17 protein-coding genes, 2 tRNA genes and 1 other annotated feature are annotated in these 23,372 nt (G+C 44.3%); of the genes, 15 read left to right on the top strand and 4 right to left on the bottom strand.

Translation table 11 applies throughout. The annotated features are described in order from the left end of the window. The first annotated feature begins 296 nt into the window (after window positions 1-296). The 4 genes from ACFQV5_RS19810 (at window position 297) to ACFQV5_RS19795 (ending at window position 2,848) form a co-directional block, all read left to right on the top strand. On the top strand, window positions 297-1,394 hold the full coding sequence (locus ACFQV5_RS19810; protein ID WP_379249463.1) for an ATP-binding protein: 1,098 nt from the start codon (window positions 297-299) through the stop codon (window positions 1,392-1,394). Between the two features lie 138 nt (window positions 1,395-1,532). Then, the gene (locus ACFQV5_RS19805) at window positions 1,533-2,489 is read left to right on the top strand and encodes an aldolase catalytic domain-containing protein (RefSeq protein WP_379249180.1); all 957 of its coding nucleotides are present in this window, start codon (window positions 1,533-1,535) and stop codon (window positions 2,487-2,489) included. A gap of 200 nt (window positions 2,490-2,689) precedes the next feature. Continuing rightward, window positions 2,690-2,763, top strand: a tRNA-Pro gene (locus ACFQV5_RS19800). Between the two features lie 11 nt (window positions 2,764-2,774). Beyond that, window positions 2,775-2,848 (top strand) — tRNA-Gly (locus tag ACFQV5_RS19795). Window positions 2,849-3,030: 182 nt separating this feature from the next. On the opposite strand, the gene ACFQV5_RS19790 is transcribed toward ACFQV5_RS19795, so the two are convergent. After that, a complete protein-coding gene (locus tag ACFQV5_RS19790) occupies window positions 3,031-3,822 on the bottom strand; it encodes a YheC/YheD family protein (RefSeq protein WP_379249178.1) in 792 nt (263 codons plus the stop codon). A 170-nt stretch (window positions 3,823-3,992) separates the two neighbouring features. Between ACFQV5_RS19790 and ACFQV5_RS19785 the strand changes: the two genes are divergently transcribed. The 7 genes from ACFQV5_RS19785 to ACFQV5_RS19755 all read left to right on the top strand — a co-directional run bounded on the left by ACFQV5_RS19785 (window position 3,993) and on the right by ACFQV5_RS19755 (window position 15,687). After that, the gene (locus ACFQV5_RS19785; RefSeq protein WP_379249176.1) at window positions 3,993-5,303 is read left to right on the top strand and encodes a phenylacetate--CoA ligase family protein; all 1,311 of its coding nucleotides are present in this window, start codon (window positions 3,993-3,995) and stop codon (window positions 5,301-5,303) included. 2 nt (window positions 5,304-5,305) lie between these two features. After that, the gene (gene sbnA, locus ACFQV5_RS19780) at window positions 5,306-6,283 is read left to right on the top strand and encodes a 2,3-diaminopropionate biosynthesis protein SbnA (RefSeq protein WP_379249174.1); all 978 of its coding nucleotides are present in this window, start codon (window positions 5,306-5,308) and stop codon (window positions 6,281-6,283) included. A 4-nt stretch (window positions 6,284-6,287) separates the two neighbouring features. Then, complete coding sequence (locus tag ACFQV5_RS19775) at window positions 6,288-7,253, top strand: 2,3-diaminopropionate biosynthesis protein SbnB (protein WP_379249172.1); 966 nt, start codon at window positions 6,288-6,290, stop codon at window positions 7,251-7,253. 392 nt (window positions 7,254-7,645) lie between these two features. Then, entirely contained in the window at window positions 7,646-9,499 is a 1,854-nt protein-coding gene (gene abc-f, locus ACFQV5_RS19770; protein ID WP_379249170.1) for a ribosomal protection-like ABC-F family protein, read from the top strand. Window positions 9,500-9,720: 221 nt separating this feature from the next. Then, window positions 9,721-9,993, top strand: a binding site (T-box leader). Window positions 9,994-10,092: 99 nt separating this feature from the next. Continuing rightward, window positions 10,093-11,127 carry a phenylalanine--tRNA ligase subunit alpha gene (gene pheS / locus ACFQV5_RS19765; protein ID WP_379249168.1) on the top strand — a complete coding sequence of 345 codons (1,035 nt, stop codon included), beginning with the start codon at window positions 10,093-10,095 and terminating at the stop codon, window positions 11,125-11,127. A gap of 29 nt (window positions 11,128-11,156) precedes the next feature. Beyond that, complete coding sequence (pheT, locus tag ACFQV5_RS19760; RefSeq protein ID WP_379249166.1) at window positions 11,157-13,607, top strand: phenylalanine--tRNA ligase subunit beta; 2,451 nt, start codon at window positions 11,157-11,159, stop codon at window positions 13,605-13,607. Window positions 13,608-13,863: 256 nt separating this feature from the next. Further along, a complete protein-coding gene (locus ACFQV5_RS19755; protein ID WP_379249164.1) occupies window positions 13,864-15,687 on the top strand; it encodes a hypothetical protein in 1,824 nt (607 codons plus the stop codon). A gap of 93 nt (window positions 15,688-15,780) precedes the next feature. Here the strand turns inward: ACFQV5_RS19755 and ACFQV5_RS19750 are convergent, their stop codons facing one another. Both ACFQV5_RS19750 and ACFQV5_RS19745 read right to left on the bottom strand, forming a co-directional pair. Next, entirely contained in the window at window positions 15,781-16,170 is a 390-nt protein-coding gene (locus ACFQV5_RS19750) for a cupredoxin domain-containing protein (protein WP_379249162.1), read from the bottom strand. Window positions 16,171-16,352: 182 nt separating this feature from the next. Beyond that, window positions 16,353-16,712, bottom strand: coding sequence for a phage holin family protein (locus ACFQV5_RS19745; protein ID WP_379249160.1), 360 nt, complete (start codon window positions 16,710-16,712; stop codon window positions 16,353-16,355). Between the two features lie 163 nt (window positions 16,713-16,875). On the opposite strand from ACFQV5_RS19745, the gene ACFQV5_RS19740 reads away from it, so the two are divergent. The 4 genes from ACFQV5_RS19740 (at window position 16,876) to ACFQV5_RS19725 (ending at window position 21,961) form a co-directional block, all read left to right on the top strand. Next, complete coding sequence (locus ACFQV5_RS19740) at window positions 16,876-19,245, top strand: endonuclease MutS2 (protein WP_379249158.1); 2,370 nt, start codon at window positions 16,876-16,878, stop codon at window positions 19,243-19,245. 166 nt (window positions 19,246-19,411) lie between these two features. After that, window positions 19,412-19,831 carry a DUF350 domain-containing protein gene (locus tag ACFQV5_RS19735; RefSeq protein WP_379249156.1) on the top strand — a complete coding sequence of 140 codons (420 nt, stop codon included), beginning with the start codon at window positions 19,412-19,414 and terminating at the stop codon, window positions 19,829-19,831. 192 nt (window positions 19,832-20,023) lie between these two features. Next, complete coding sequence (locus tag ACFQV5_RS19730; RefSeq protein WP_379249154.1) at window positions 20,024-20,581, top strand: hypothetical protein; 558 nt, start codon at window positions 20,024-20,026, stop codon at window positions 20,579-20,581. 174 nt (window positions 20,582-20,755) lie between these two features. Beyond that, on the top strand, window positions 20,756-21,961 hold the full coding sequence (locus ACFQV5_RS19725) for an MFS transporter (RefSeq protein WP_379249152.1): 1,206 nt from the start codon (window positions 20,756-20,758) through the stop codon (window positions 21,959-21,961). Between the two features lie 93 nt (window positions 21,962-22,054). Here ACFQV5_RS19725 and ACFQV5_RS19720 read toward each other — a convergent pair whose 3' ends face one another. Then, entirely contained in the window at window positions 22,055-23,281 is a 1,227-nt protein-coding gene (locus ACFQV5_RS19720) for an NAD(P)/FAD-dependent oxidoreductase (protein ID WP_379249150.1), read from the bottom strand. Between the last annotated feature and the right edge of the window lie 91 nt (window positions 23,282-23,372).

Genomic DNA, 23,372 nt, shown 5'->3' with positions numbered 1-23,372 from the left:
GAAACAAAAATTTTCAAGATTGGCAGCCATATCTCGTAAGATGCCATACTAAACACGGTCGTAGTTGCGAAAAAGTAAACGTTAACCTTGAATTTCCTGAGATCTGATTTTTTTCGACAGTATCTCTGATTGACGTTTTCCGGCAGACGTGACTATCATGAAGAATGCACTAAAAAGGCAAATACTGGTTTTTATAAAAACTAATACCAGTGTGTTTGTGTGGAAATTGTGTTTAGCGAGTTCATCTTTCTGAGAAGGAGGGAGCCATCTTGTTGAGTGAAGTCCGAGGAACTGAGATGGAGGAGATGCAATCCTTTCATCCCAACCACCTCGTAAGAACAAAGTATGAGAATATTTTGGAGAATCTCGACAGCGGAATCATTCTTTTTGATAGTGTTGGAGTGTTGGCCTTTGTAAATGTACAGATGGCCAAGCTGTTAGGTGTGCCACGTAAATCATTAATAGGCTCTACCCTTACTCAGCTTTTACGTCATCCCCAAATTACCAGATTTAAGAGGAAGAAAATAATACGAATTTACCGTGAAACGATATTTCACCGAAAAAGATTCCATGAGCTACTGGATGAGTGCGGAAGATCATGGTTAATCACGATGACATATGGTGACCAAATGGAAGGCGATTTCTTGATCAGTGTTAAGGATGTGTCTGATTTTAAGCAGATCGAGCAGACCGCTTATCAAAATGACAAGTTGGCCATGCTTGGCAAAATATCAGCCTCAATAGCACATGAAATCCGGAATCCATTGACGTCAATTCGAGGATTTATCCAGCTTCTTCGTCCTCATTTAATGAGGCTGGGAAAAGATGAATATGCAAGAATTATACTGACAGAAATCGATCGCGCAAACGATATCATATACGAGTTTCTGAACTCTTCTAAACCTTCTGCTCCGCAGACCACTATTATTCCAGTAGCTTCATTACTGAAAGAGGTAGTTCTTCTAACTGAAAGTGAAGCTCTAATGAAGAATTGTGAAATTATCCTTCAGCATTCCGAGCAGATCCCAAGCTTTATATCGGTTGATGTTAAGCAGATTAAACAGGTTATTCTAAATCTGATTAAAAACGCATTGGATGCGATTGATGGAAAGAATGATGAGAATAACAATGGAATCATTGAAATTGGTTTGGAGCAAAACGAAAAACAAGTTAACATTCTAATATCTGATAATGGCGCGGGTATGGATCAAAACACACTCAATCATCTATTTAATCCGTTCTTTACGACCAAAGAGGGCGGAACTGGGCTTGGCTTATCGGTAAGTTACCGAATTATTAAAAATCACGGAGGTTCAATTGCCGTGGATAGCCAGGTCGGAATAGGAACACAGTTTGTGATAACGCTTCCAATCATTGAAATGTCTAATACTTAATATGATACTACGCAGCACATAACAGAATAATTGCCGCAATCCGATAAAGTCCGCTAAGGTGGACTTTTTTTCTTTACTTTTCGGCAAGCGTTCAAGTATGATGAAGAGAAAAACTTGGATGAAGGGAGTTAAGTTTGGATGAAAAAGAGCAGTACTAAAATTGTAGACTGTACGATTCGCGATGGCGGATTAGTGAATAACTGGGATTTTAGCGTTGAATTTGTGCAAAATTTGTACGCTGGCCTTAATGAGGCAGGCGTGGATTATATGGAAATCGGTTATAAAAACTCTCCAAAGTTACTGAAGGGGGCCGATCAAGCAGGTCCATGGCGTTTTCTGAATGACGATTTTCTCCGTGAAGTCCTCCCTCAAAAAGGAAAAACAAAGTTGTCAGCACTCGTTGACATCGGCCGTGTTGATGAGGATGATATTTTGCCACGTGAACAAAGTATGCTCGATTTAATTCGTGTAGCTTGTTACATCAAAGATGTAGACAAAGCATTAGAACTTGTTCAGACCTTCCATGATCGCGGATATGAAACAACAATCAACATTATGGCCTTATCTAACGTTATGGAGAACGAGCTTCTGGAAGCGTTTGAAATGATCAAGGAAAGTGTGGTTGATGTTGTTTATATCGTTGATTCCTATGGAAGCCTAGATCATAATGACTTTAAATATTTGGTAGATAAATTTAAAACCCACTTACCTAATAAACGATTGGGTGTACATACACATAACAATATGCAACTCGCTTTCTCGAACACCTTGGTTGCGGCTGAGAACGGTGTGGAGTTACTGGATGCGTCTGTTTATGGGATGGGACGTGCTGCTGGTAACTGTCCGACAGAATTGCTGGTAACACATCTAAAAGGAACCAAATATACACTTCGTCCTGTACTTGATGTCATTGAGCGTTTTATGATTCCACTTCGAGAAAAAGAAGAGTGGGGCTACCTCATTCCATACATGATTACAGGTACGCTGGATGAACATCCACGTTCGGCGATGGCACTTCGGGCTTCAGCTGATAAAGATAAAGCTGTCGAGTTTTATGACAAACTGACAACGCCAGAAGTTACATTTGATAAATAATAAAGTGAAATTAAAAGGTCGAAGTCAGGAACTCTATTGAGTTGACTTCGTCCTTTTTTGAATTATGAACGTTTATATTCTCAAAATGTCGAAATTGCCGTGGGAAGAAGCCTTGGATTCAATTGTATTAAAATACCAGTTGCATTTGTCGAATCAGCATGGTATATTTATTTTTGTCTTCAGGACAGCATAAATGTTAACGGGATGTAGCTCAGCTTGGTAGAGCACCTGGTTTGGGACCAGGGGGTCGCATGTTCAAATCGTGTCATCCCGATTGTTACTTATGCGGGTGTAGTTCAATGGTAGAACTCCAGCCTTCCAAGCTGGTAGCGTGGGTTCGATTCCCATCACCCGCTCCATTATACATAATCAAGCCTTCTGTCTGCTAATTATAGCAGTGGGAGGCTTTTTTTGATAGATAAGCTATTATACTTCTATTTGTACAATATAACGGCTGTGTAGGTATCGTTGAAATGTTCGACGCCTATGCAGCCGTTTTTATATGGATAAGAAAAACCGTGTAGATAGAGGGTTCAAATCGTTAACCTCTGCTACTTCCAGGTGCTTTCTTTGCTTTAGTGCATGAGCTACGATGATGTTTTCCATAAATTTTACCGTATGCAACAATGGTTCGAATAATTTTAGGATTTGGAAGGAGAGAGAATGGTCCGGCGTCAGGAGAGGTATTGACTTCCAAAATCCATGGTTTAAGACTTCGGTCTATAGCAATGTCTAGGCCGAGTTCGTTAAGTTGGGGATGTGTCTGGCTTAGTTGAGAGGCAGTCAGATGGGCAAGTCTATTCATATGACGCAGTACAGCAGAAGTACGCGTTTGGATTAGAGGTGATAACAGCAGTGAAGGGTCGTAGATTGTTCCTCCTTGGCTTCCATTGGTCACAGCTTTGCCTGGGTGAGCAAGCCGTCCGAGTGTACCTGTACATTCCCACTTTCGTTTTGGATTACGTTGAATCATCACCCGGAAATCGAAAGGGCGACCTTTATGCTTGAGCAGATGAATCCCTTTTTGAATAATATACTTCTTATGATTGAAGTGTTTACGTAGGGAAGCATACATGGAATTAAAGGTTGTAAACGTGAAAATCTGAAGCCCGTTTTGATAACGGTAGCTTCTATTTATTTTCTCTATTCGAATGACTCCATTTCCTTGAGAGCCTTGGTCCGGTTTTACATAAACCATGCCATGTTGATCCAGCATGCTAGACAATAGATCTCTTTTCAAGCGTTTGGTAAGCGGAATATATTTTGCGAGTGTGGGATTGTTATGCATCAGATTGGTTTTGAGCATTTTACTCACCAGAATTCTTTTGGCCATGGCTGTATCCCTCCTCTTTCTTAATAGGCAGGTGGTGGATAATAGTCTATTATATGGCGAGGAATTTGGGGCGGTATGGTTTCTTACCTATTCCTTTAAGGGAGAGTACCTATAATTCATGCAGTATATTGATGTATAAGAACATGGCAGGAGCTTCTTGCATACAGTGAATGGTGATAAAACGGGCGAATGTACCTAAAGTGAAAGGGAGGCTGCTTGTGGTCACGTCAGGAGAATTACATCAGATTATTGAACGGATGGGGATGTATTGTCCTTGGTACGCCTCCTTGCTTGGATCTCTTTCGAAGAACAAAAGTCTCGAATTGAAACAGCTACCGTTGATCAGTGCATCTGTCCTAGAAAAATACTATTACTTATCCGATCAACCTCTTTCACAGTTAGGTGGTCTTCATAAATACCATACTTCTGGTACGAGCTCAGGCAAACGGAAATTAATATATTATTCTCAAGCAGATGAAGATGCCTATATGCAAATTAAGTTGGAAATATTCAGGTCCATTATGGGCTCGGCCGGCTATCAAACCGCTTTAGCAGATATGGGTACAGGTCACGCAGAGGTAACCGCAGTTGAAGTGTTCCGTCGGCTTGGGCTTGAGGCCGACTCCATTCCTTTTACCTTGCCTATTGAGCAGCATTTGGAACGGCTCGAGAGTTATAAGCCTGAGGTGCTTTACACCATGCCATCAATTTTGGATCGAATATTGCTGCAATCGGATAATCCCAAATCATATGGAATAAGGCATGTTATTCTTGTCGGGGAAATGGCGCCAGCTGGCTGGATTCGTCAGGTGGCAGGATGTCTAGGTATTGCAGAGGAGCAAATCACGGACACTTACGGCTCTATTGAAATCGGGACATTGGCGTATTACTCACATGAGTACGGTCGTTACTTGTTTGCGGATGGCATAGTTGCTGAAGGCGTGGGCACGGAAATGCTCGAAGAAGAGCTTGAGCCTTTGCCGAATCATGAGCAAGTACTCGTTCTGACATCAACGGTAAGAGAAGCTTTTCCTGCGCTTCGTTACGTAACCTATGATGTGGTGCGTGATTTACGTCCTATTATCGTAAATGGTGTGGAGAGAATGAGCTTTCAGAGCATTGTCAAACGAATTGGTCCGGATCTGAAACACGGTGAAAAAATAAGTATTTACGATATTGAAGATGTCGTTCATCAACAGCTCGGACAGATGAGCAGCATTCGAGTTCAGATGGATGGAAATAGCCTGAAGGTGATTGTATACAATCCAGACAAACCGGACTATCAGAGTCGATCCAGTGAGGCAGAAGAGCGACTGGAAGTTATAAGGCAAGCATTGGAGGAGCGTATTCCCGCAATTGGAGCCATGATTCATTCGGGAATTTTAAGCCGGATTCAGGTAGTGAGAGGCGGCTTTGATGATGAGGAACAACGGAGTAGAGTTAAACATAAAAAAATATACTATGGAAAAGTTGAGGGATAAGTATGAAGCTTGAAGGAGGGATTGTTGAAGCTATTGGTCGTACGCCCCTCATTCGATTATCTCGACTGTTTCATGGCGAGCCCTTTGATGTATACGGAAAGCTGGAGGGAATGAATCCCGGGGGGAGCGCTAAGGATCGACCAGCACTCTACTTACTGAAGGAAGCGATAAGCCGGGGGGATATAACGGAGAAAAGTGTCATTGTCGAGTCCAGCTCAGGTAATTTGGCTATTAGCTTAGCTCAATTGTGTCGTTACTTGGGCTTGCGTTTTATATGTGTGGTAGATCCTCGGACGACAGAGCAGCACAAGGATATTATTCGATGTTTCGGTGGAGAGATCGATCTTGTAACGAAGCCGGATGAGTGGACGGGGGAGTATCTTCCAGCACGAATACGCCGGGTCAAAGAGCTGGTCAGACAAATTCCATATGCCTATTGGACGAATCAGTATGGAAATCGAGATAACAGTCTGTCTCACATGGAAATGACGATGAAGGAAATTGCTGAAGAGCTCGGATCTGTGGATTATTTGTTTTGCGGAGTGAGCTCTTGCGGCACGATTCGCGGCTGTGCAGATTATATCAAGGCTAAGCAGCTGCATACGAAAATAGTGGCGGTTGATGCGGCGGGGAGTGTTATTTTTGGAGGAATGAAGGGTGCGCGTCAGTTCCCGGGTCTCGGAGCGGGTGTGATCCCTGAGCTCTACCAACAAGGGATTGCGGATGAGGTACGGTATGTAACCGACCTGGATTGTGTAGAGGGCTGTCGGCAATTACTTGACCGGGAAGCGATTATGGCGGGTGCCTCCTCAGGCGGTGTGATTTCTGTGATCTTTAAGATGAAAGCGCATATTCCAAAAGGGGCTGTATGTGCAGCAATTTTACCTGACCGAGGGGAGAGGTACTTGGATACACTATTTAATGACGAATGGGTTCAGCAGCAGCTTGGGTTTACTCCTTGCTGTAATCAGGGGGAGTAAATTAATGTTGTATTTGAACGATACTCACATTCGGGCGCTAGGTATTGATTGGTATATGTTGACGGGTGTCATTCAAGATGTCGTCAGGCTTGAGGATGAAGGAGATTGTGTGCATCCGATAAAGCCCTATTTAAGATTCAGAAATCCCGAGAATCGGATTATTGCGATGCCAGCATACGTTGGAGGAGGGCATGATCTGGCCGGGATTAAATGGATTGCGAGTTTTCCGAGTAATCATCTCCACGGCTTACCAAGAGCGCATAATACGGTCATATTAAATGATTCGGCTACGGGTGAGCCGTTAGCATTTCTGAACAGCGGACTTCTGAGTGGACTTCGAACAGCTGCAGTCAGCGGCATCATGCTTCAAGCCTACATGAGAGCCAGGCAGACCAAGGGGATTCGCTTAGCGATTATCGGCTGGGGGCCCATCGGACGACTCCATCTGGATATGTGTGCCGCTCTTCTTGGAGATGAGCTAGAGAAAGTCATTTTGTATGATCTAAGAGGCATTGATCCGGAGACGATACCATGTGAGCTGCGGGGGATTACGTTGATAGCGGAGGACTGGCGCAGTGCATATCGGCATGCTAACATCATTGCCACATGTACGGTTTCGGCTCAGCGTTACATTGATGAGGCTCCAAGTGAAGATGTATTGCTGCTTGGCGTATCTCTTCGCGATTATATGCCAGAGAGCGTTTCAGCTATACGAACGATTGTTGTTGATGATTGGAATGAAGTGTGCCGTGAGAATACAGATGTGGAGCAGCTTCATCTTCAATATGGATTACAGTCTACAGATGTTATTACGCTTACGGATGTCGTGTGTCGTGGTGCACTCATACACAGCGGGACAGAAGGCACTGTGTTTTTTAACCCTATGGGATTGGCGGTCTTCGACATTGCTGTTGCAGGTTATTATTTTCGTGAAGCACAAAGACTTGGCTTCGGAGTTAAGCTTGATTGATCTAGATGATCGTAGGTAGACAATGAGGATAGCATATTGTATAATGAGGCCAATTCATTCCAAGAAATGTGAGGTAACCTAATCCGATGAAGTAAGACACCTTTTTCTTTCGACAACTGCAAGCGTTATGCAGGCGTTTTCTCTACGGCGGTAGAGAGGAAGAATTAGTGTGTCTGAAAAAGATGATACGGTAACTTCGTATGAATCGACGAGATTATTTCGGGATTTTGCTTCTTTGATATATCCAAGAAGCGGCTGTGTGTGGAATGAACAGTCTTTGAAATATTCCCTATAACCTCGTAATGACTTTCAGATATATAATTTCCGATCATCCGCCGCAGACTGCCGTCTGCGGTTTTTTCGTGAGTTTTCACAAGGAAAGGATGAGGAATATGACAACGATTTTAAAAGCAACAGATATTAGTATTGAACTGCAGGGCGTTCTTCTGTTCTCGAATATACAATTTGAACTTGCAGAAGGAGAACGTGTAGCTCTATTTGGTAGAAATGGTTCAGGAAAATCTACGCTACTGTCTATATTGACTGGAGAGCGTGAACCTACCACCGGACGGGTGGAGGCCCGGATAACGCGCGACCGCTGGGGTTGGCTTAAGCAGCAAGATGAATCTGAAGATTGTTTAACTGCACTTGAAACCGTTCGGCAAGGCAGTAATGCATCGCTGTGGCGTTTGAAACAGCAAATGACTGAACTGGAGCAGCTTATGCAGCTCCCAAGTCAAGATGACAGTGCAGAACTGGTTGAGAAATATGGGCATCTCTTGGACCAATATGAGACGAAGAACGGTTTTCAGTGGGAAACTGAAGTGGAAAAGGCAATGACTATGCTTGGTATCAGTTCAGAGCTGTGGAACGTCCAGTTCCAGGAGCTGAGCGGAGGGCAAAAGACACGTGCTCATTTGGCTTCTCTTCTTGTATCTGAACCGCAGCTGCTTCTTCTTGATGAGCCAACCAATCATCTGGATGGAGAGAGTCTTATATGGCTTGAACAATGGCTGGTTGCCTACAAAGGGACGGTGTTGTTCGTCTCCCATGATCGGGAGTTCATGGATAAGGTGGCTACAGCAACTTGCGAACTAACGTCTGAGGGGTTAAAGAGGTACAAGGGTGGATATTCTGCGTACCGGCAAGAGAAAGAAAGGGAGCTGCGTGAACAAGAAGCGCTGAATCGAAAGCAAGAGTTAGCCCGTAAAGCACTTGAGGAGTCAATCCGTAGATATCAGGAATGGTTTCATCAGGCACATAATTCAGCCAGTCACCAAAATGAAGTGAAAATTACAGCGAGTTTCTATAAAGCCAAAGCTAAAAAGAATATCTCCCGTTACCATGCGAAGCAGAAGGAGCTTGAACGGCTTGAAGCTGAAGCTGTGGATAAGCCGCGGAATGATCCGAAGCTTAACATGAAGCTGAGTGGGGAGACTTTGGGAGCCCGAATGCTAATACGGGTGGAGGATTTAGATTTTGGTTTTGGACAGGAAAGTCTGTTCAAACATCTCCGTTTTCAATTATTTCGTGGTGACCGATTGGCTATTCGAGGTCCGAACGGAAGCGGTAAGACGACACTGCTTAAGCTTCTTATGGGTGAGATTGAACCGAATCACGGCAAGATTGTAAGGCATCCGGCTTTAAATATCGGTTATTTCTCACAGGAGTTGGATGGATTGGACTTGAACATCACGCTTCTGGATAGTTTATTAGTACTGCCAGATATGACCCAGAGTCGGGCGCGGACGCTTCTTGGATGCTTTTTATTTAGTCGAGATGATGTATTTAAGAAGATTGGTGATTTAAGTATGGGCGAGAAGTGCAGGGCTGCATTTCTTAAGTTGTATTTCAGTGGTGCCCATCTCTTGGTTCTTGATGAGCCGACCAATTATCTTGATGTAGATACTAGGGAAGTGATTGAGCAGGTGCTTGAAGATTACCCTGGAGCTATAGCGCTCGTCTCCCATGACCGTTACCTGGTTCGGAAGCTTGCGAATCGTCTGCTTACATTGAATAGAGGGCAGCAGCCCGTTTGGTTTGAAGGAAGCGTTGATGAGGAGGAGGAACAGAACTCCCGGGTCAATGTCATCAGAGGAGACAGCCAGAGAGAAAATCGGCGGATGGAGTTGGAGTTCAGAATTCAGGAGCTTCTGGAAGTGACAGCGGATAACAGTGATCAAGGGGCACAGCAATTGGCTGAAATAAGAATACTCCGTCAGGAGTTGGAACAGCTGCGCAGGTGATGATCATTTTGCATCATGCTCAGCATTAACCTGAGCATGATGCTCCTAATACTGATCTGAATCCATAGTGAGGAGATGATCCAAATGGTCGTCAGCTTGTTCAAGAGAACGCGGGTGCTTATAGACCAATAACAGGCGGTTTGTCAGGCAGCGAATTAGGCATATAAACTTGTCATGTCAGACATAATTGAATATAATATAGGCTATATAAGTTGAACAAATTAAATGCGTTGATGGAGAAGAGTAGGCAGTGCCTCTTTACAGGGAGGAGACGTCGAGGATTGAGAGCGTCTCTATAGAAACAGGCTGTTGAAGTTCGCTCCGGAGCAGTTCCTTGAACACGGCATTTGCCGCTTAAGTAGGGGATAACGGCTTCCGACACGTTATGTCGGTTAAAGTGAGCATATGGCTTAATAATGAATCAATAACGATCGTTAGGGATATCATTTCAAGCATGCTAACAAGGGTGGTACCACGGTCTTTTCGTCCCTTTCGGGAGAAAAGGCCTTTTTTTGTTGTAAGTAATTTGTGAAATACTGGTTGTGTTGAACTTGTATGTCTATTTGAGATTGATGAAGGGGGCATGAAAGGCCATGAAAGAAAAATTGGAAGCACTAAAGCAGGAGGCGTTGGCCCAACTGCAGGAGGTTACTGATCCGCAAACTTTGAATGATTTGCGTGTTAAGTATTTAGGTAAGAAAGGTGCTCTGACCGAAATTCTAAGAGGGATGGGGTCACTGAGTGCAGAAGAACGTCCTGTTATTGGTCAAGTCGGTAACGAAGTGCGCGGAGCTATTGAATCCGTGATCACGAGTAAGCAGGAGGAATTTCAGCGGAAGGAAACGGAAGAGCGCCTTCGTGCAGAGAAAGTGGACGTTACGCTGCCAGGAAGAAAGATGGCTCAAGGCTCCGTTCACCCGCTAAGTCGTGTTATTCAGGATATCGAGGATATTTTTATCGGTATGGGTTACCGTGTAGCAGAAGGTCCTGAAGTAGAAACGGATTATTTCAACTTCGAAGCGCTTAATCTGCCGAAAAACCATCCGGCTCGTGATATGCAGGACTCCTTCTACTTAACTGAGGATCTGCTTATGCGTACACAGACATCACCTGTTCAGGCTCGGACGATGCTTGACATGAAAGGGGAGACACCGGTTAAGATTATCTGCCCTGGCCGTGTATTCCGCCGTGATGATGATGATGCAACACACTCCTTCCAGTTCCACCAAATTGAAGGGCTTGTAATCGGCAGCAATATCCGCATGAGTGATTTGAAGGGTACCTTGCTGCAATTTGTTCGCGAGATGTTCGGCGAGAACACACAAATCCGTCTTCGCCCGAGCTTCTTCCCGTTCACTGAACCAAGTGCTGAAGTAGATGTATCTTGTGTAAGATGTGGCGGCAGCGGCTGTCGTGTGTGTAAGCAAACGGGTTGGCTTGAAATTTTGGGCTGTGGTATGGTTCATCCGAAAGTTCTCGAGATGGGTGGATATGATCCGGAGAAGTATAGCGGCTTTGCATTCGGTATGGGTGTAGAACGGATTGCGATGCTGAAATATGGCGTAGACGACATCCGTCATTTCTACAATAACGATATGTCATTCTTGAAGCAATTTGCACGGATATAACTTTAAACAAGAGAAGGAAGTGAACGTTCATGAGAGTATCAACCGAATGGTTGTCTGATTATGTTTCCCTGGAAGGCGTATCAGCTGAAGAGCTGGCAAGCCGCATCACCTCGGCAGGTATCGAAATCGATGTTATTGAGGATCGCAATCAAGGGATTAATAAAGTAGTTGTTGGTTATGTGAAGAGTAAGGAGAAGCATCCGGATGCTGATAAATTAAATATTTGTATTGTGGATGTAGGACAGGAAGAAGATCTGCAGATCGTATGCGGTGCTAAGAATGTCGATGCAGGTCAAAAGGTGCCTGTTGCCATGATCGGGGCTAAACTTCCGGGCGGATTTGATATTAAAAAGGCGAAGCTGCGCGGCGTACTCTCTCAGGGAATGATCTGCTCTGCGAAAGAGCTGGGTATGAACGATAAGCTGCTGCCGAAGGATTTACAAGAAGGGATTTTGGTGCTGCCGGCAGATACGGAAATCGGTGAGCCAATCACGAAGGTGCTTGGGCTTGATGATAAAGTGCTTGAGCTGGATCTGACACCGAACCGGTCCGACTGTCTTAGTATGCTAGGTGCAGCTTATGAGGTAAGTGCAATTTTGGGGCGTGAAGTATCCCTTCCTAAACCGGATAAAGAGCTTATGGAGGTTAGTGATTCGGCAGAAAACCATATTTCTATCTCTATTGAAGCGACAGAGCAGTGCCCTCACTATGCTGCCCGTTATATTACAGGTGTCACAATCGGCGCGTCACCACTTTGGATGCAGAATCGATTGATGGCAGCTGGTGTTCGTCCGATCAATAACATTGTTGATATTACCAACTACGTTATGCTCGAATACGGTCAGCCGCTGCATGCCTTCGATGCAGATCAACTGGCTGAAGGTGCAGTGCTTGTTCGGATGGCTAAAGAAGGCGAAACCATGACAACACTTGATGGTCAGGAGAGACGTCTAGAACCACATATGTTGGTCATTACAGCAGGAGGCAAGCCGGTTGCACTGGCGGGAGTTATGGGTGGATTGGATTCCGAAGTGACAGACGGCACCGTTAATATTTTCTTGGAGTCGGCTAAGTTTGACGGTGGAACCGTTCGTAAAACATCGCGCCAACTGGGACTTCGTTCTGAAGCAAGCTCCCGTTTCGAGAAGGAAGTCGATGCGGCAAGGGTCATCCCTGCTCTGGATCGCGCGGCTGCTCTTATGGCAAAATATGCTGGTGGTGCGGTTCATCAAGGAATCGTGGAGGCTGGAGAAGCTGCTGCGAAGCCAAAAGTCATTGAGCTTTCATTAGAGAAATTGAACCGCTACCTCGGAACTGATTTGTCTTTGCTTGAGGTCAAGACGATATTCGCTCGTCTACACTTTGATTGCGGGGATGTGGAAACTGGATTGATCGAAGTTCAGGTTCCAACTCGCCGTGGTGATATTCAACTTGATGTAGATCTTATTGAGGAAATTGCTCGTTTATACGGTTACGATAACATCCCGACAACCGCGATTGAAGGACCGACAACACCAGGAGCATTGACGAAGTCCCAAGCCATTCGACGTGGTATCCGGCATCTTATGACCCATGCAGGATGGCAGGAAGTACTTGGATATTCATTCATTCATCCACAACAAGCAGAAGAATTCACATCCCTTGGTGATGGGGGTAAAGCTGTAAAACTGGCGATGCCAATGAGTGAAGATCGCGGAGTTCTCCGTACAAGTCTGATTCCTCAGCTGCTAGATATCGCTGTTTACAATGCTAACCGTAAACATCCGGATCTTGCTTTGTTCGAGATCGGAAACCTGTTCCATACAGATGAAGAAACATTGACGAAGCAGCCGCTAGAAAGACCAGTTCTTGGTTTGTTATTGACCGGTCGTATTGGAAGCAAACAATGGAATGTACAGCCCGAAAAGGTCGATTTCTTTGATCTTAAGGGTGCAATTGAAACGATATTCGACTTGCTTGGTATGAATAGCGAGCTGATCACTTATGAGGCTGACCAGCCAGATGGATTCCATCCGGGACGTTCCGCATCTGTATATGTTCAGGATGGCGGGAACAAGGTGAAGCTTGGAGTACTCGGACAGGTTCACCCTCAGATTCAGCAAGATCAAGATCTTGAAGATACGTATGTTGCTGAAATTTTGCTGGAGCCACTATATGATCTTGCAAGCAGTCGTGTACAGTATCGTGATCTTCCGCGTTTCCCTGCGATGGAACGTGATCTGGCGATCGTGGTTGATGAGACAGTAGAAGCTGGGGCTCTGATTAGTGTCATTCGTGAACATGCAGGTGAGCTACTGCAGAACGTACAGGTGTTTGATGTCTTTACGGGAAGCAAGCTAGGTGAAGGCAAGAAGAGTGTCGCTATCTCCTTAACGTATCGTCATCAGGAGCGGACGCTTACCGATGAGGAAGTTGCAGCGGCTAATGAAAAGGCAGTTCAGGCACTAGAGCAAACTTTTGGTGCGGAATTGAGAAAATAGAAGGAATTGGGGAAAGCCGCATCGAATACACATTCGATGCGGTTTTTTTATGAAATATTTGAAGATTTAGAAACAAAGTGTAACAGGATAACATTTTGGGTCAGGGGAGCAGACTTCTGATCGAACCATATACAGGAAAAATACGGTCATGCGTTCTTCAAGTTCGTCTAGAGGGCCTTTCTCATATATAATGTAGAAAGAGGCACGATCGTAAAGACATCATAGAATCAACACACAATTGAAGGAGGGCACAACTGTGACTACACCAGATCGTACACGTGTTACCGTAGAAATCTACGGAACTTCCTATAAACTCGTAGGCAGCAGCGGCGAATATATGAAACAGGTAGCCAATTATGTCGATGAACGTATGCGAACAATTTCAAAAGCTCATAACCGCTTAGATACGCCGAGAATTGCGGTGCTTGCTGCCGTACATATGGCTGAAGAAGCTGTGCAGATGCAACAGTTCCAACATGAGGTGAAGCTGCTTACTGCGGAACGGAGTGAGCTCCGCTCTGAATTGGCTCGAATTCAGGCGCTGCAATCCGAACAGCAGGAAGCATTTCAAGAGAAGAAACAGGAGCTTGAAAGCAAACTAAGCGAGCAGACACTTCGTGCTTCTGAGCTTGCAGATTTGAAAGAGAAATTAACTGCGGAATCTGCTCGTAATAAAGAGCTTCTGCATAAAGAATCTGAACGCGTGACTCAGATCCAGAAGGAGAAGCAGGAATTAGAACAGCGGCTTGCTCAGCAGACTGGGGATTTAGAGAAAAGTCACAAACAGGCCATCGAAGAGTTGAAACGCCAGCATGAAAGTCAAATTCAACAATTACAGAAAAATCATAAGCAAACTATAGAGCAACTGGAGCAAAATTCAAAGCGCTCTTCTCAACAGGCTGAGCAGAAACATGCTCAGGTAGTTCAGCAGTTGGAACAGAAGTACAAGCAGTCTGCTTCGCAGCAGGATCAGCAGCATAAAACTTCTGTGCAGTCATTAGAGAAGAAAATATCTGAACTTCAGAATACCGGAAACAATCTTCAAGCTCGTTTGACTGGAACAGAGAAAGAGCTTGCCACATTAAAGGGAGAGTCAGCTAAACTGAAGGATAATCTCCAGCAGACACAGGGTCAACTTGATAGTTCAAATAAAGAGCTGCAAGCGGCTAAAGCCAATGTCCTGCAACTTACTGAAGATCGTGATCGTTTAAAGGAAGAGTCGGTGAAATCGGAAGAAGAACGGCGCCGCCTACAGAAGCTTGTTGTGGATGCCAATCAGACTTCGCGCAAGTTGCATGAGGATATTCAACGTCTGAATACAGAGGTTAAGTCATGGAGTACGCTTGCTGAACAACGCCAAGAGGAAATCGGAGATTTGGAGATGCGTATGGTTGAGGCGCTGGAGGTTTCCGAGACACTTGAAGAAGGGATGAAGAATCTTCAAGAAGAACTGAATGTACTCAAGGATGAAGCGAAGCAGGATAAAGCGAGATATCAGAGTTCCGAAGAGAAACGACATGAACTTGAACTCAAAATCGAAGAGTTGGAGAAAGTTAGCAATGAAGCGATAGCTCGTGATGAAGAGACTCAGAAAATGTATTCCATGTTGGAAGAGGAGTATGATACAGTTTCAGGTCAACTTGCTGAGCTGCGTAAGTCTGTGACTGAACGGGAAAGCCGTGATCAAGAGCAGAATGAGTTGTTAAAACTGGTTGAGGAAGAAATGGCAGAATGGCGCAGTAAATATGAAGCTCTTATCGCTGAGCGAGAAGAGTGGGGGCAGACTGAGAGGGTTTTGAGAGAGGAAATGAACTCTTGGCGACAGGAAATAGCCTCGTCACGTCAGACATGTGAGCAGCTAGAAGATGAGAAGAAAACCGCATCAGAACAGCTGTCTCAGTTAGGTGAACAGTATGAAATGGTCATGCATCAATACCGTTTACTTCAAGCGGAGCGAGAAATCCAGCTGGAGAAATCGGATAAGCTCCAAGAGGAACATCAGAAGCTGCAAGATGAGTACGCCAAGCTTCAAGTTGAGTATAATGAATGGATTGAATTGATCGAACAGGATCAACGTTAATAGTAAAACCTCCAGATTCACAAGTGATATTTCCTTGGAATTCTGGAGGTTATTGTCATGCTTATTATATTTGACTGCGCATGCTATTTGAGACTACTCTTCGATAATTAGTTTTGAGATCATTTTAGAATGGCCTGATCCGCACATGATAGAGCAGGAGATTTCGAATGTACCTGTTTTATCCGGCGTGACCACAGCTGTGTTGTTCTTGCTATTGAGCTGCAGATTTAGTGCAGGGATCATTACACCATGATTACCTTGCTCGTTCTTAAATGTGATCTGTACAGGAACGCCTTTTTTAAGCGTGTACTCTTGTTTATCAAATTGATAGTCAGTTGCGCTTATAACAAGCTCAGCTTCAGGTGCAACACCTGTATCCGTTACGCCTGTCCCATTGGATGGAGCTGCGTCTTTATCTGCACCGCAGGCTGCCAGAACAAACAACAACATGCAGGATGCGATTAATGCAAGTGCTTTTCTCATATAATTCTCTCCCAACTATTAATATTTTGTGTCATTTATCTTTATGATAACGTAAAAAAATGGTTTGTGAGCAGGAATGATTATGAATAATTGGTGAATATTACAGGAGTAGTGTCATTTATTTTTGTTATCAAATGCACAAACCCCTATTCTCAATTGAACAGGGGTTTGTGCATTTGTAGTTATTTTTTTTCAGCTCGAGTACTATCGAAGGGGGCTGCGAGTGGGATAAACAGGTCGATGATACCGATGACGAGCGCGGCGAGCAATGCTCCAAGTATCGTTACTCTGACGTCAGTGATTATAAACTGAGCCAGGTAGATGACTAGTGCACTGACCAAAAATCCTACGATACCACGTCCAAATGGCGTGACTCGTGCTCCAAACACACTTTCGATAATCCATCCTATACCTGCAATCACCAGAGCGAGCAATAGTGCACTACCAAATCCGCCAACACTGAATTGAGGAACGATCCACCCTACAAGCATCAGAACAAGCGCGGATACGATAAATCGAACGACGTGCCCTAGAAACTGCATTGGTTGTACCTCCTTATTAAGCTGCAATGAACCGCAGAATTATTGTGTTCATTTGGACTAGGAGTTATGTGTGGAAGGATTTATCGGGTAAGCGCTTATAAATGGCGAAAATTCAAGGTGTCGGATATAATAAAGGCATTGATTGAGAGGAGTTGTGAACTTCTTGGATGACAAGATTTTGCATACGTTAGAATATCGAAAAATTTTAGATACATTGTCACAGTATACGCAGACTTCCATGGGGAAGAGAATGGCAGAACAGCTGAAACCGGCGGTTCAACTGGATGATGTAAAACATCTGCTTGCAGCGACCGATCAAGCTTATACTGTCGATCGTCTGAAAGGAAGCCCTTCATTTGGTGGGATAACGGATGTTAACGATGCGTTGAAGCGCGCACGTATTGGTGGGACGCTGAATCCTCATGAATTACTTAGTGTTGCGAACACAATCTGGGGTTCACGTCGAATAAAGCGATTTATTGCTCAAATTCATGAGGATGAATCCGTTGAGATTTTATATAACCTCAGTGATTTAATCTCCGAACAAAAGCCGCTTGAAGATGCAATCAAAGCATGTATCGACGATAGCGCGGAAGTGATGGATTCGGCTAGTAGCGAACTGATGCAAATTCGCAGAGAACTTAGAAACGGTGAAGTACGTATTCGTGAAAAGCTGGACGCCATGATTCGTTCACAGTCGGTAGCTAAGATGCTGCAGGACCAGCTCATCACGATCCGGGGAGATCGGTTTGTTATCCCTGTAAAAGCTGAATACCGTTCGTATTTTGGCGGGATTGTACATGATCAGTCAGGATCAGGCGCAACTTTATTTATTGAACCAGAGTCTATCGTAGCCATGAATAATAAGCTGCGTGAGACGCGCATGAAGGAAGAGCGTGAAATCGAAGTTATTTTACAAAAATTAACCGCACTGGTTGGTGAGCAAGCTGATCTGCTCACGATTGATATCGATATTACAGGTCAGCTCGACTTTATCTTTGCTAAAGCACGGCTTGCTCATGTTATGAAGGCTTCTTTGCCGCGAATGAATGACCGTGGTTATTTGAAGCTCAAGAAAGGCCGACATCCGCTCATTCCTATGGAGCAAGTTGTACCGATTGATGTTGAATTGGGTAACTCCTACACATCTATTATCGTTACAGGTCCGAATACAGGCGGAAAGACGGTTACGCTTAAAACAATTGGTCTGCTTAATCTCATGGCAATGTCAGGGATGTTCATTCCTGCAGAAGAAGGAAGCCAAATGTGCGTGTTTGATGCCATTTATGCCGACATCGGTGATGAGCAGAGCATTGAGCAGAGTCTCAGTACCTTCTCCAGCCATATGACAAACATTATCCGTATCTTAAAAAATATGACGCCTAAAAGTCTGGTACTGCTGGATGAGGTCGGTGCGGGTACTGATCCAGCGGAAGGATCTGCGCTTGCTATTGCTATTCTAGAGCATATCCACCGGATGGAATGTCGAATGATTGCCACAACCCACTATTCTGAACTCAAGGCTTATGCGTATGAACGTAAAGGCGTTATTAATGCCAGTATGGAGTTTGATATTAATACACTAAGTCCAACTTACCGCCTGCTAGTCGGCGTTCCAGGGCGAAGCAATGCATTTGCAATCGCGGAGCGACTCGGACTTCCGGGGGTGATTCTGGACTATGCCCGAGGTGAAGTGAAGGAAGAAGATCAACGCGTCGAGCATATGATCGCTTCACTCGAGGAGAACCGTCATGCAGCTGAAATCGAGCGCGGAAAGGCGGAAGTTCTCCGTAAAGAGATGGAAGAGCTTCGAAGCCGTCATACACAGGAGCTTGCAAAGCTAGAAGAACAGCGGGACAAGCTCGTTGATAAAGCTCGGCAGGATGCGAAGAAGATTGTGGACAAGGCCCGGAGCGAAGCAGAGGAGATTATTTCCGATTTGCGTAAGCTTGCCCAAGAAGAAGGCGCTTCGGTTAAAGAACATAAGTTGATTGCCGCAAGGAAACGTCTGGATGAGGCAGAGCCAGAGCAGAAACGTAAGTCAGCGGGTCAACGGAGCGGGACTAAGGCGAAGAGATCGATTGAGCCTGGAGATGAGGTTATGGTATATAGCCTGAATCAGAAGGGTCATGTTGTTGAAATGGCAGGAGCCAAAGAAGCGCTTGTACAGCTTGGCATCATGAAGATGAAGGTGTCACTGGATGATCTGGAGCTTCTCTCTACTCCTGCTGCGAGCAAATCTCAAAGTCAGCGTCACGTGACGACAGTTAAGCGTACCCGTGATGCAAACATTCGTAAGGAGCTGGATCTTCGAGGTGCAAATCTGGAGGAAGCGCTGATTGAAGTGGACCGTTTTATGGATGAAGCATTTTTGGGGAACCTGGGTCAAGTGTCTATAATCCATGGTAAGGGAACAGGGATTTTGAGAACGGGCATTCAGGATTATTTACGCAAGCATAAGCATGTGAAAAGCTATCGTCTCGGTAATTACGGTGAGGGTGGCACGGGTGTTACAATTGCGGAGCTGAAATAACGTTAAAATAAAAATTGGGAACCGAAGGTTCGTCTAACTCGTATACAACTAAAGCAAGCATTTTGCAAAAATCCAGAAAACGTTTTTGCAAAATGCTAAAGCATCTGCATAATGACCGGTAGGCTGTTTCATAACAGCCTCCAACATCGGGGAGGAACGCGAGGGAATGACGGAGAGTATCGATCAGTTGCTGGCTCACCCATTAGGTGTGCTTGTCGGCTATTTCTCGGTTGCAATTTTAGCGTTAATCGTATATTTGTCCTGCTTCGAGCTGGTTACAAAATACAATTGTTGGGAAGAAATACGAAAAGGAAATGTTGCTGCAGCGATGGCTACAGGCGGTAAAATATTCGGTATATGCAATCTGATGCGGTATAGCATAGCTTCCAGTTCATCCGTCTATGATATGATAAAATGGTCATTCTTAGGTTTTCTATTGCTTTTGGCTGCTTATTTTCTGCTTGAATTCCTAACACCGGTGTTTTCGGTTGATGAAGAAATCGCTAAAGATAATAGGGCTGTTGGATTGATTGTATTGATTATTACCGCATCTTTGTCATTTATTATAGGTTCCAGCATTATCTAGAAAATATCTATTTTTGAGAAGGACGACGAAGTTGTGTCCGCTTGAATGGGGGAACTTAATATGAAATATTTACCTCGGATATTGTTCGCGGCAGCTCTGCTCTTTTTCTTATCGGGCGTAGTATACTTGATGTGGAATTAATGTAGCGAGTCATCATATGACTCTTTGTATAATGAAAGGGATGAATGATTTATGGAGCCAACCATATGTCCATGGTGCCAGACTGAAATTGTATGGGATGAGGAGATTGGTCCTGAAGAGAACTGTCCTCACTGTGATAACGAATTAAAGGGTTATCGAACACTCAGCGTTTCACTTGACGGAATGGAAGAAGAGACGCATTCTCACGATGATATGGATGAGTCGTTTGATGATTTTGATGAAGGAGAAATATTGAATAAGCCGTTCTGGGGAACTGAGGACGGTGTGGTTCCAGCAATACGAACACTGGACAAGTATGGGGAAGCTCATGATTTGATGGCTTATGAAGAGTCCGTGGAGAAAGTGCTGGACGGGCAGGATGAAACGCCGGAGTGCTTTCATTGTCGAGAATACATGATGCTTGCAGGAACACAACGTGTAGGTGGGGAAGGTTTTGATGCTTTGGTACTGCCGTTTATTAAAGGCCCTTTATTAAAGCCTCCGTTCGACATGAATGTATACATTTGTTCCGGGTGCTTCCAAGTGCAGTACAGCTTGGCCGAAGATGATCGTCTGCGTTTGATTGAAGGTTTAACGAAAACCAAATAAGAATTGGTATTTAGAGATGAAGGGGCAGCCACAGGCTGCCCCTTTTTGATGTGTAATGAAGCCATTTATTTAGAACAGGAAGTAATCTTTTGAGTGATTAAGTTATGAACCATTTCGATCTGGGGTAACTTAACCTTGGAATAACAAGACTGCTGTTGAGGAGGCGGGGTGCATATGAAACATCCTAGGGACCGTCAAGCTGTTTTGTTATTGGCGGTAAATGGTTTGTTTGTCTTGGCCAGTGCCTTATCCGGAACTTTTCTGAACATATATTTATGGAAAAGCAGACAAGATTACTTGATGATCGCATGGTTTTCTGTCGCGCAGCAGGTTGCACTTGGCTTGACATTTTGGATTGCTGGTAAATGGGTGAAGGAAGGCAATAAAATGAACGCCCTGAGACTGGGTATAGCCGTTTCCGGTGTGTTTTATCTGTGTATTCTCGGCACAGGACAGAATGCGATCTATTATATATGGCCGCTTGGTTTACTGCTGGGAATGTCGCTAGGATTGTTCTGGATCGCTTTTAACGTTGTTTACTTTGAGGTGACTGACGCTAAGAATCGCGATTGGTTCAATGGCTGGGTCGGATTGTTGGGATCCATGACAGGGATCGTAGGCCCTTGGTTATCAGGTTTGTTGATTACACTGATGCATGGTGACCGAGGATATCGGTTCATTTTCACATTGTCGATGGTTATATTTGCGTGCACTGTAGTCCTCAGTTTTTTTCTGAAAAAGAGAGAAGCCAGCAGCCAATACGAATGGTTAGAAGTGGTCAGACGTTTGAAAGAAGTAGATGGTTCATGGCGCACTACGATGGGCGGCTTGGTTATGCAGGGTATTCGTGAGGGTGTGTTCTCATTCCTTATCGTTCTGTTGGTTTATAGTGCTACGAATCAGGAAGCGAGATTAGGGCAGTTTATGCTAATTACCTCGGCTGTTTCTTTGCTAAGTTATTGGGCAGCTGGCAGATGGTTTAACCCCAATTATCGAAGTATCGGAATGCTGATTGGAGCGTTGATGATGCTGCTTGTGATCGTACCGCTGCTGTGGAAAGTGAACTACATGACATTGCTGATATTGGGAGTGGGTACTTCCATATTCATTCCGTTGTATATGCTGCCTGCGATTTCACTCAGTTTTGATCTAATGGGGGTAAATCCCCAGAATGCAGAGAAACGAGTAGAGCTTGTTGTTGTAAGAGAGTTCAGTCTCGTGATTGGAAGAATAACGGGATTGATTGTTTTTATTGTTGTATTGTCCATGCGGCAGGATCCTTTAACACTTACCTTGCTGTTGCTTGTGTTAGGCGCTTCTCCTATAGGGACATGGTTGTTCATGCGAAAAATGATAAAGGCGAGGCAGACAACCACTTAGATATATAAATCCCATCTACCTTAAGTAAGCCACCCGTTAAAAACGCACGGGTGGCTATGTTCATTATGATATATCGATTTTAGCGATGTTCCATTAACCTGATGCATTTATTTTTAAGGGGCGTTTGAAGGAAAACCAATTGAGTACTTCTGGCTCTTTACCGGATACTGCCTCAGCCAATAAGTCAGCGGCCAGCATGCTGTATACCGTCCCATTTCCTCCATACCCCTCGATAAAGTAACTATGAGGATAATCTGGATGGCGACCAATCATAGGGACTCCATCTTTGCTAGTTGCAAAAACGCCTGCCCAGGAATGAGATATGGAAATGTCCCCGAATGTGGGGAAAAGTTCTTGTAGTTTATTAAGGAGTTTTTGACCATTGAGCGTGATCTTATTCTGGTTTAAGCCGGCAGGGGTCAACGGTTCATCCAATCCTCCAACAAGAATCCGATTGTCTAAAGTTGTCCGCATGTATAGGTACGGGCGGTTCGTCTCCCAGATTAAGGCGCGTTCATGCCATGAAGATAAATCTTGTATGGGCTCTGTTATGATCGCATAAGTGCTGTCCAGGGAGGCTAACCGATCGGGCTTCCAATCCTGTGTGACGTACCCGGTAGCCCATATAATAGTTTTAGCCTCAATTATGCCCGATTTAGTCATTACCGTTACATTCTTATCGGAATAGGTAACGGTCTCAACGCCGCTGTTTTCAAACACTTTGAGCCCTTGTTTAACTGCATCATAGATAAGGGTTTGGATCAGCTTGAGTGGATTAGCCTCGGCGTCATTAGGAGAGTATATTGCTGCCGATTTTGAAAATGGAAAGAAGGATTTTATTCGTTCTTGGTCCCAATACTCAACATTAAACCCATGACGAGCAAGTGTATCATACTCATTACGGATTTTCCCTGCATCGTCCTCAGAAGTAGCATAATATAGACTGCTACGGCGTCTGAATTCGGTGTCGAAAGAAAGATTATTAGCAATTTTCGATAGGTTTTCGACAGCCTGTTCGCACATTTTATAAAATCCGACGCCTTTTTTTTCTCCGAATGACTGAATAAGCTCTGATAATGGATCATCATTCATAAATTGAAATAGTCCGGTATTGGCTGAACTACTGCCGGTTCCAATATGTCCTTTTTCAAGCAAAATCGTCTCGATTCCTTGTTTTGTTAGAACATAAGAGGTTAATGCACCGCTTATGCCACCGCCAATGATGACAACATCACAAGACTGTTTATTCTCCAGTTGAGGAAAGTTGAGTTTATTTATGTCTAAACCGCTCCAAGGTGTATGACCCTCTGTTAATTTCATGAAAAAGCACCTTCTTCATCGATATGGATTTACCGAAAACATCATTTTATTATGAGCTTTTCTTTCTTCAGGTATTTATTGCGCCACATAG

This window comes from Paenibacillus sp. GCM10028914, from assembly GCF_042666275.1.
Taxonomy (GTDB): Bacteria; Bacillota; Bacilli; order Paenibacillales; family Paenibacillaceae; genus Paenibacillus_AQ.
The sequence above is the reverse complement of the archived record's forward strand: the minus strand, read 5'-3'. Positions and strand labels throughout refer to the sequence as shown.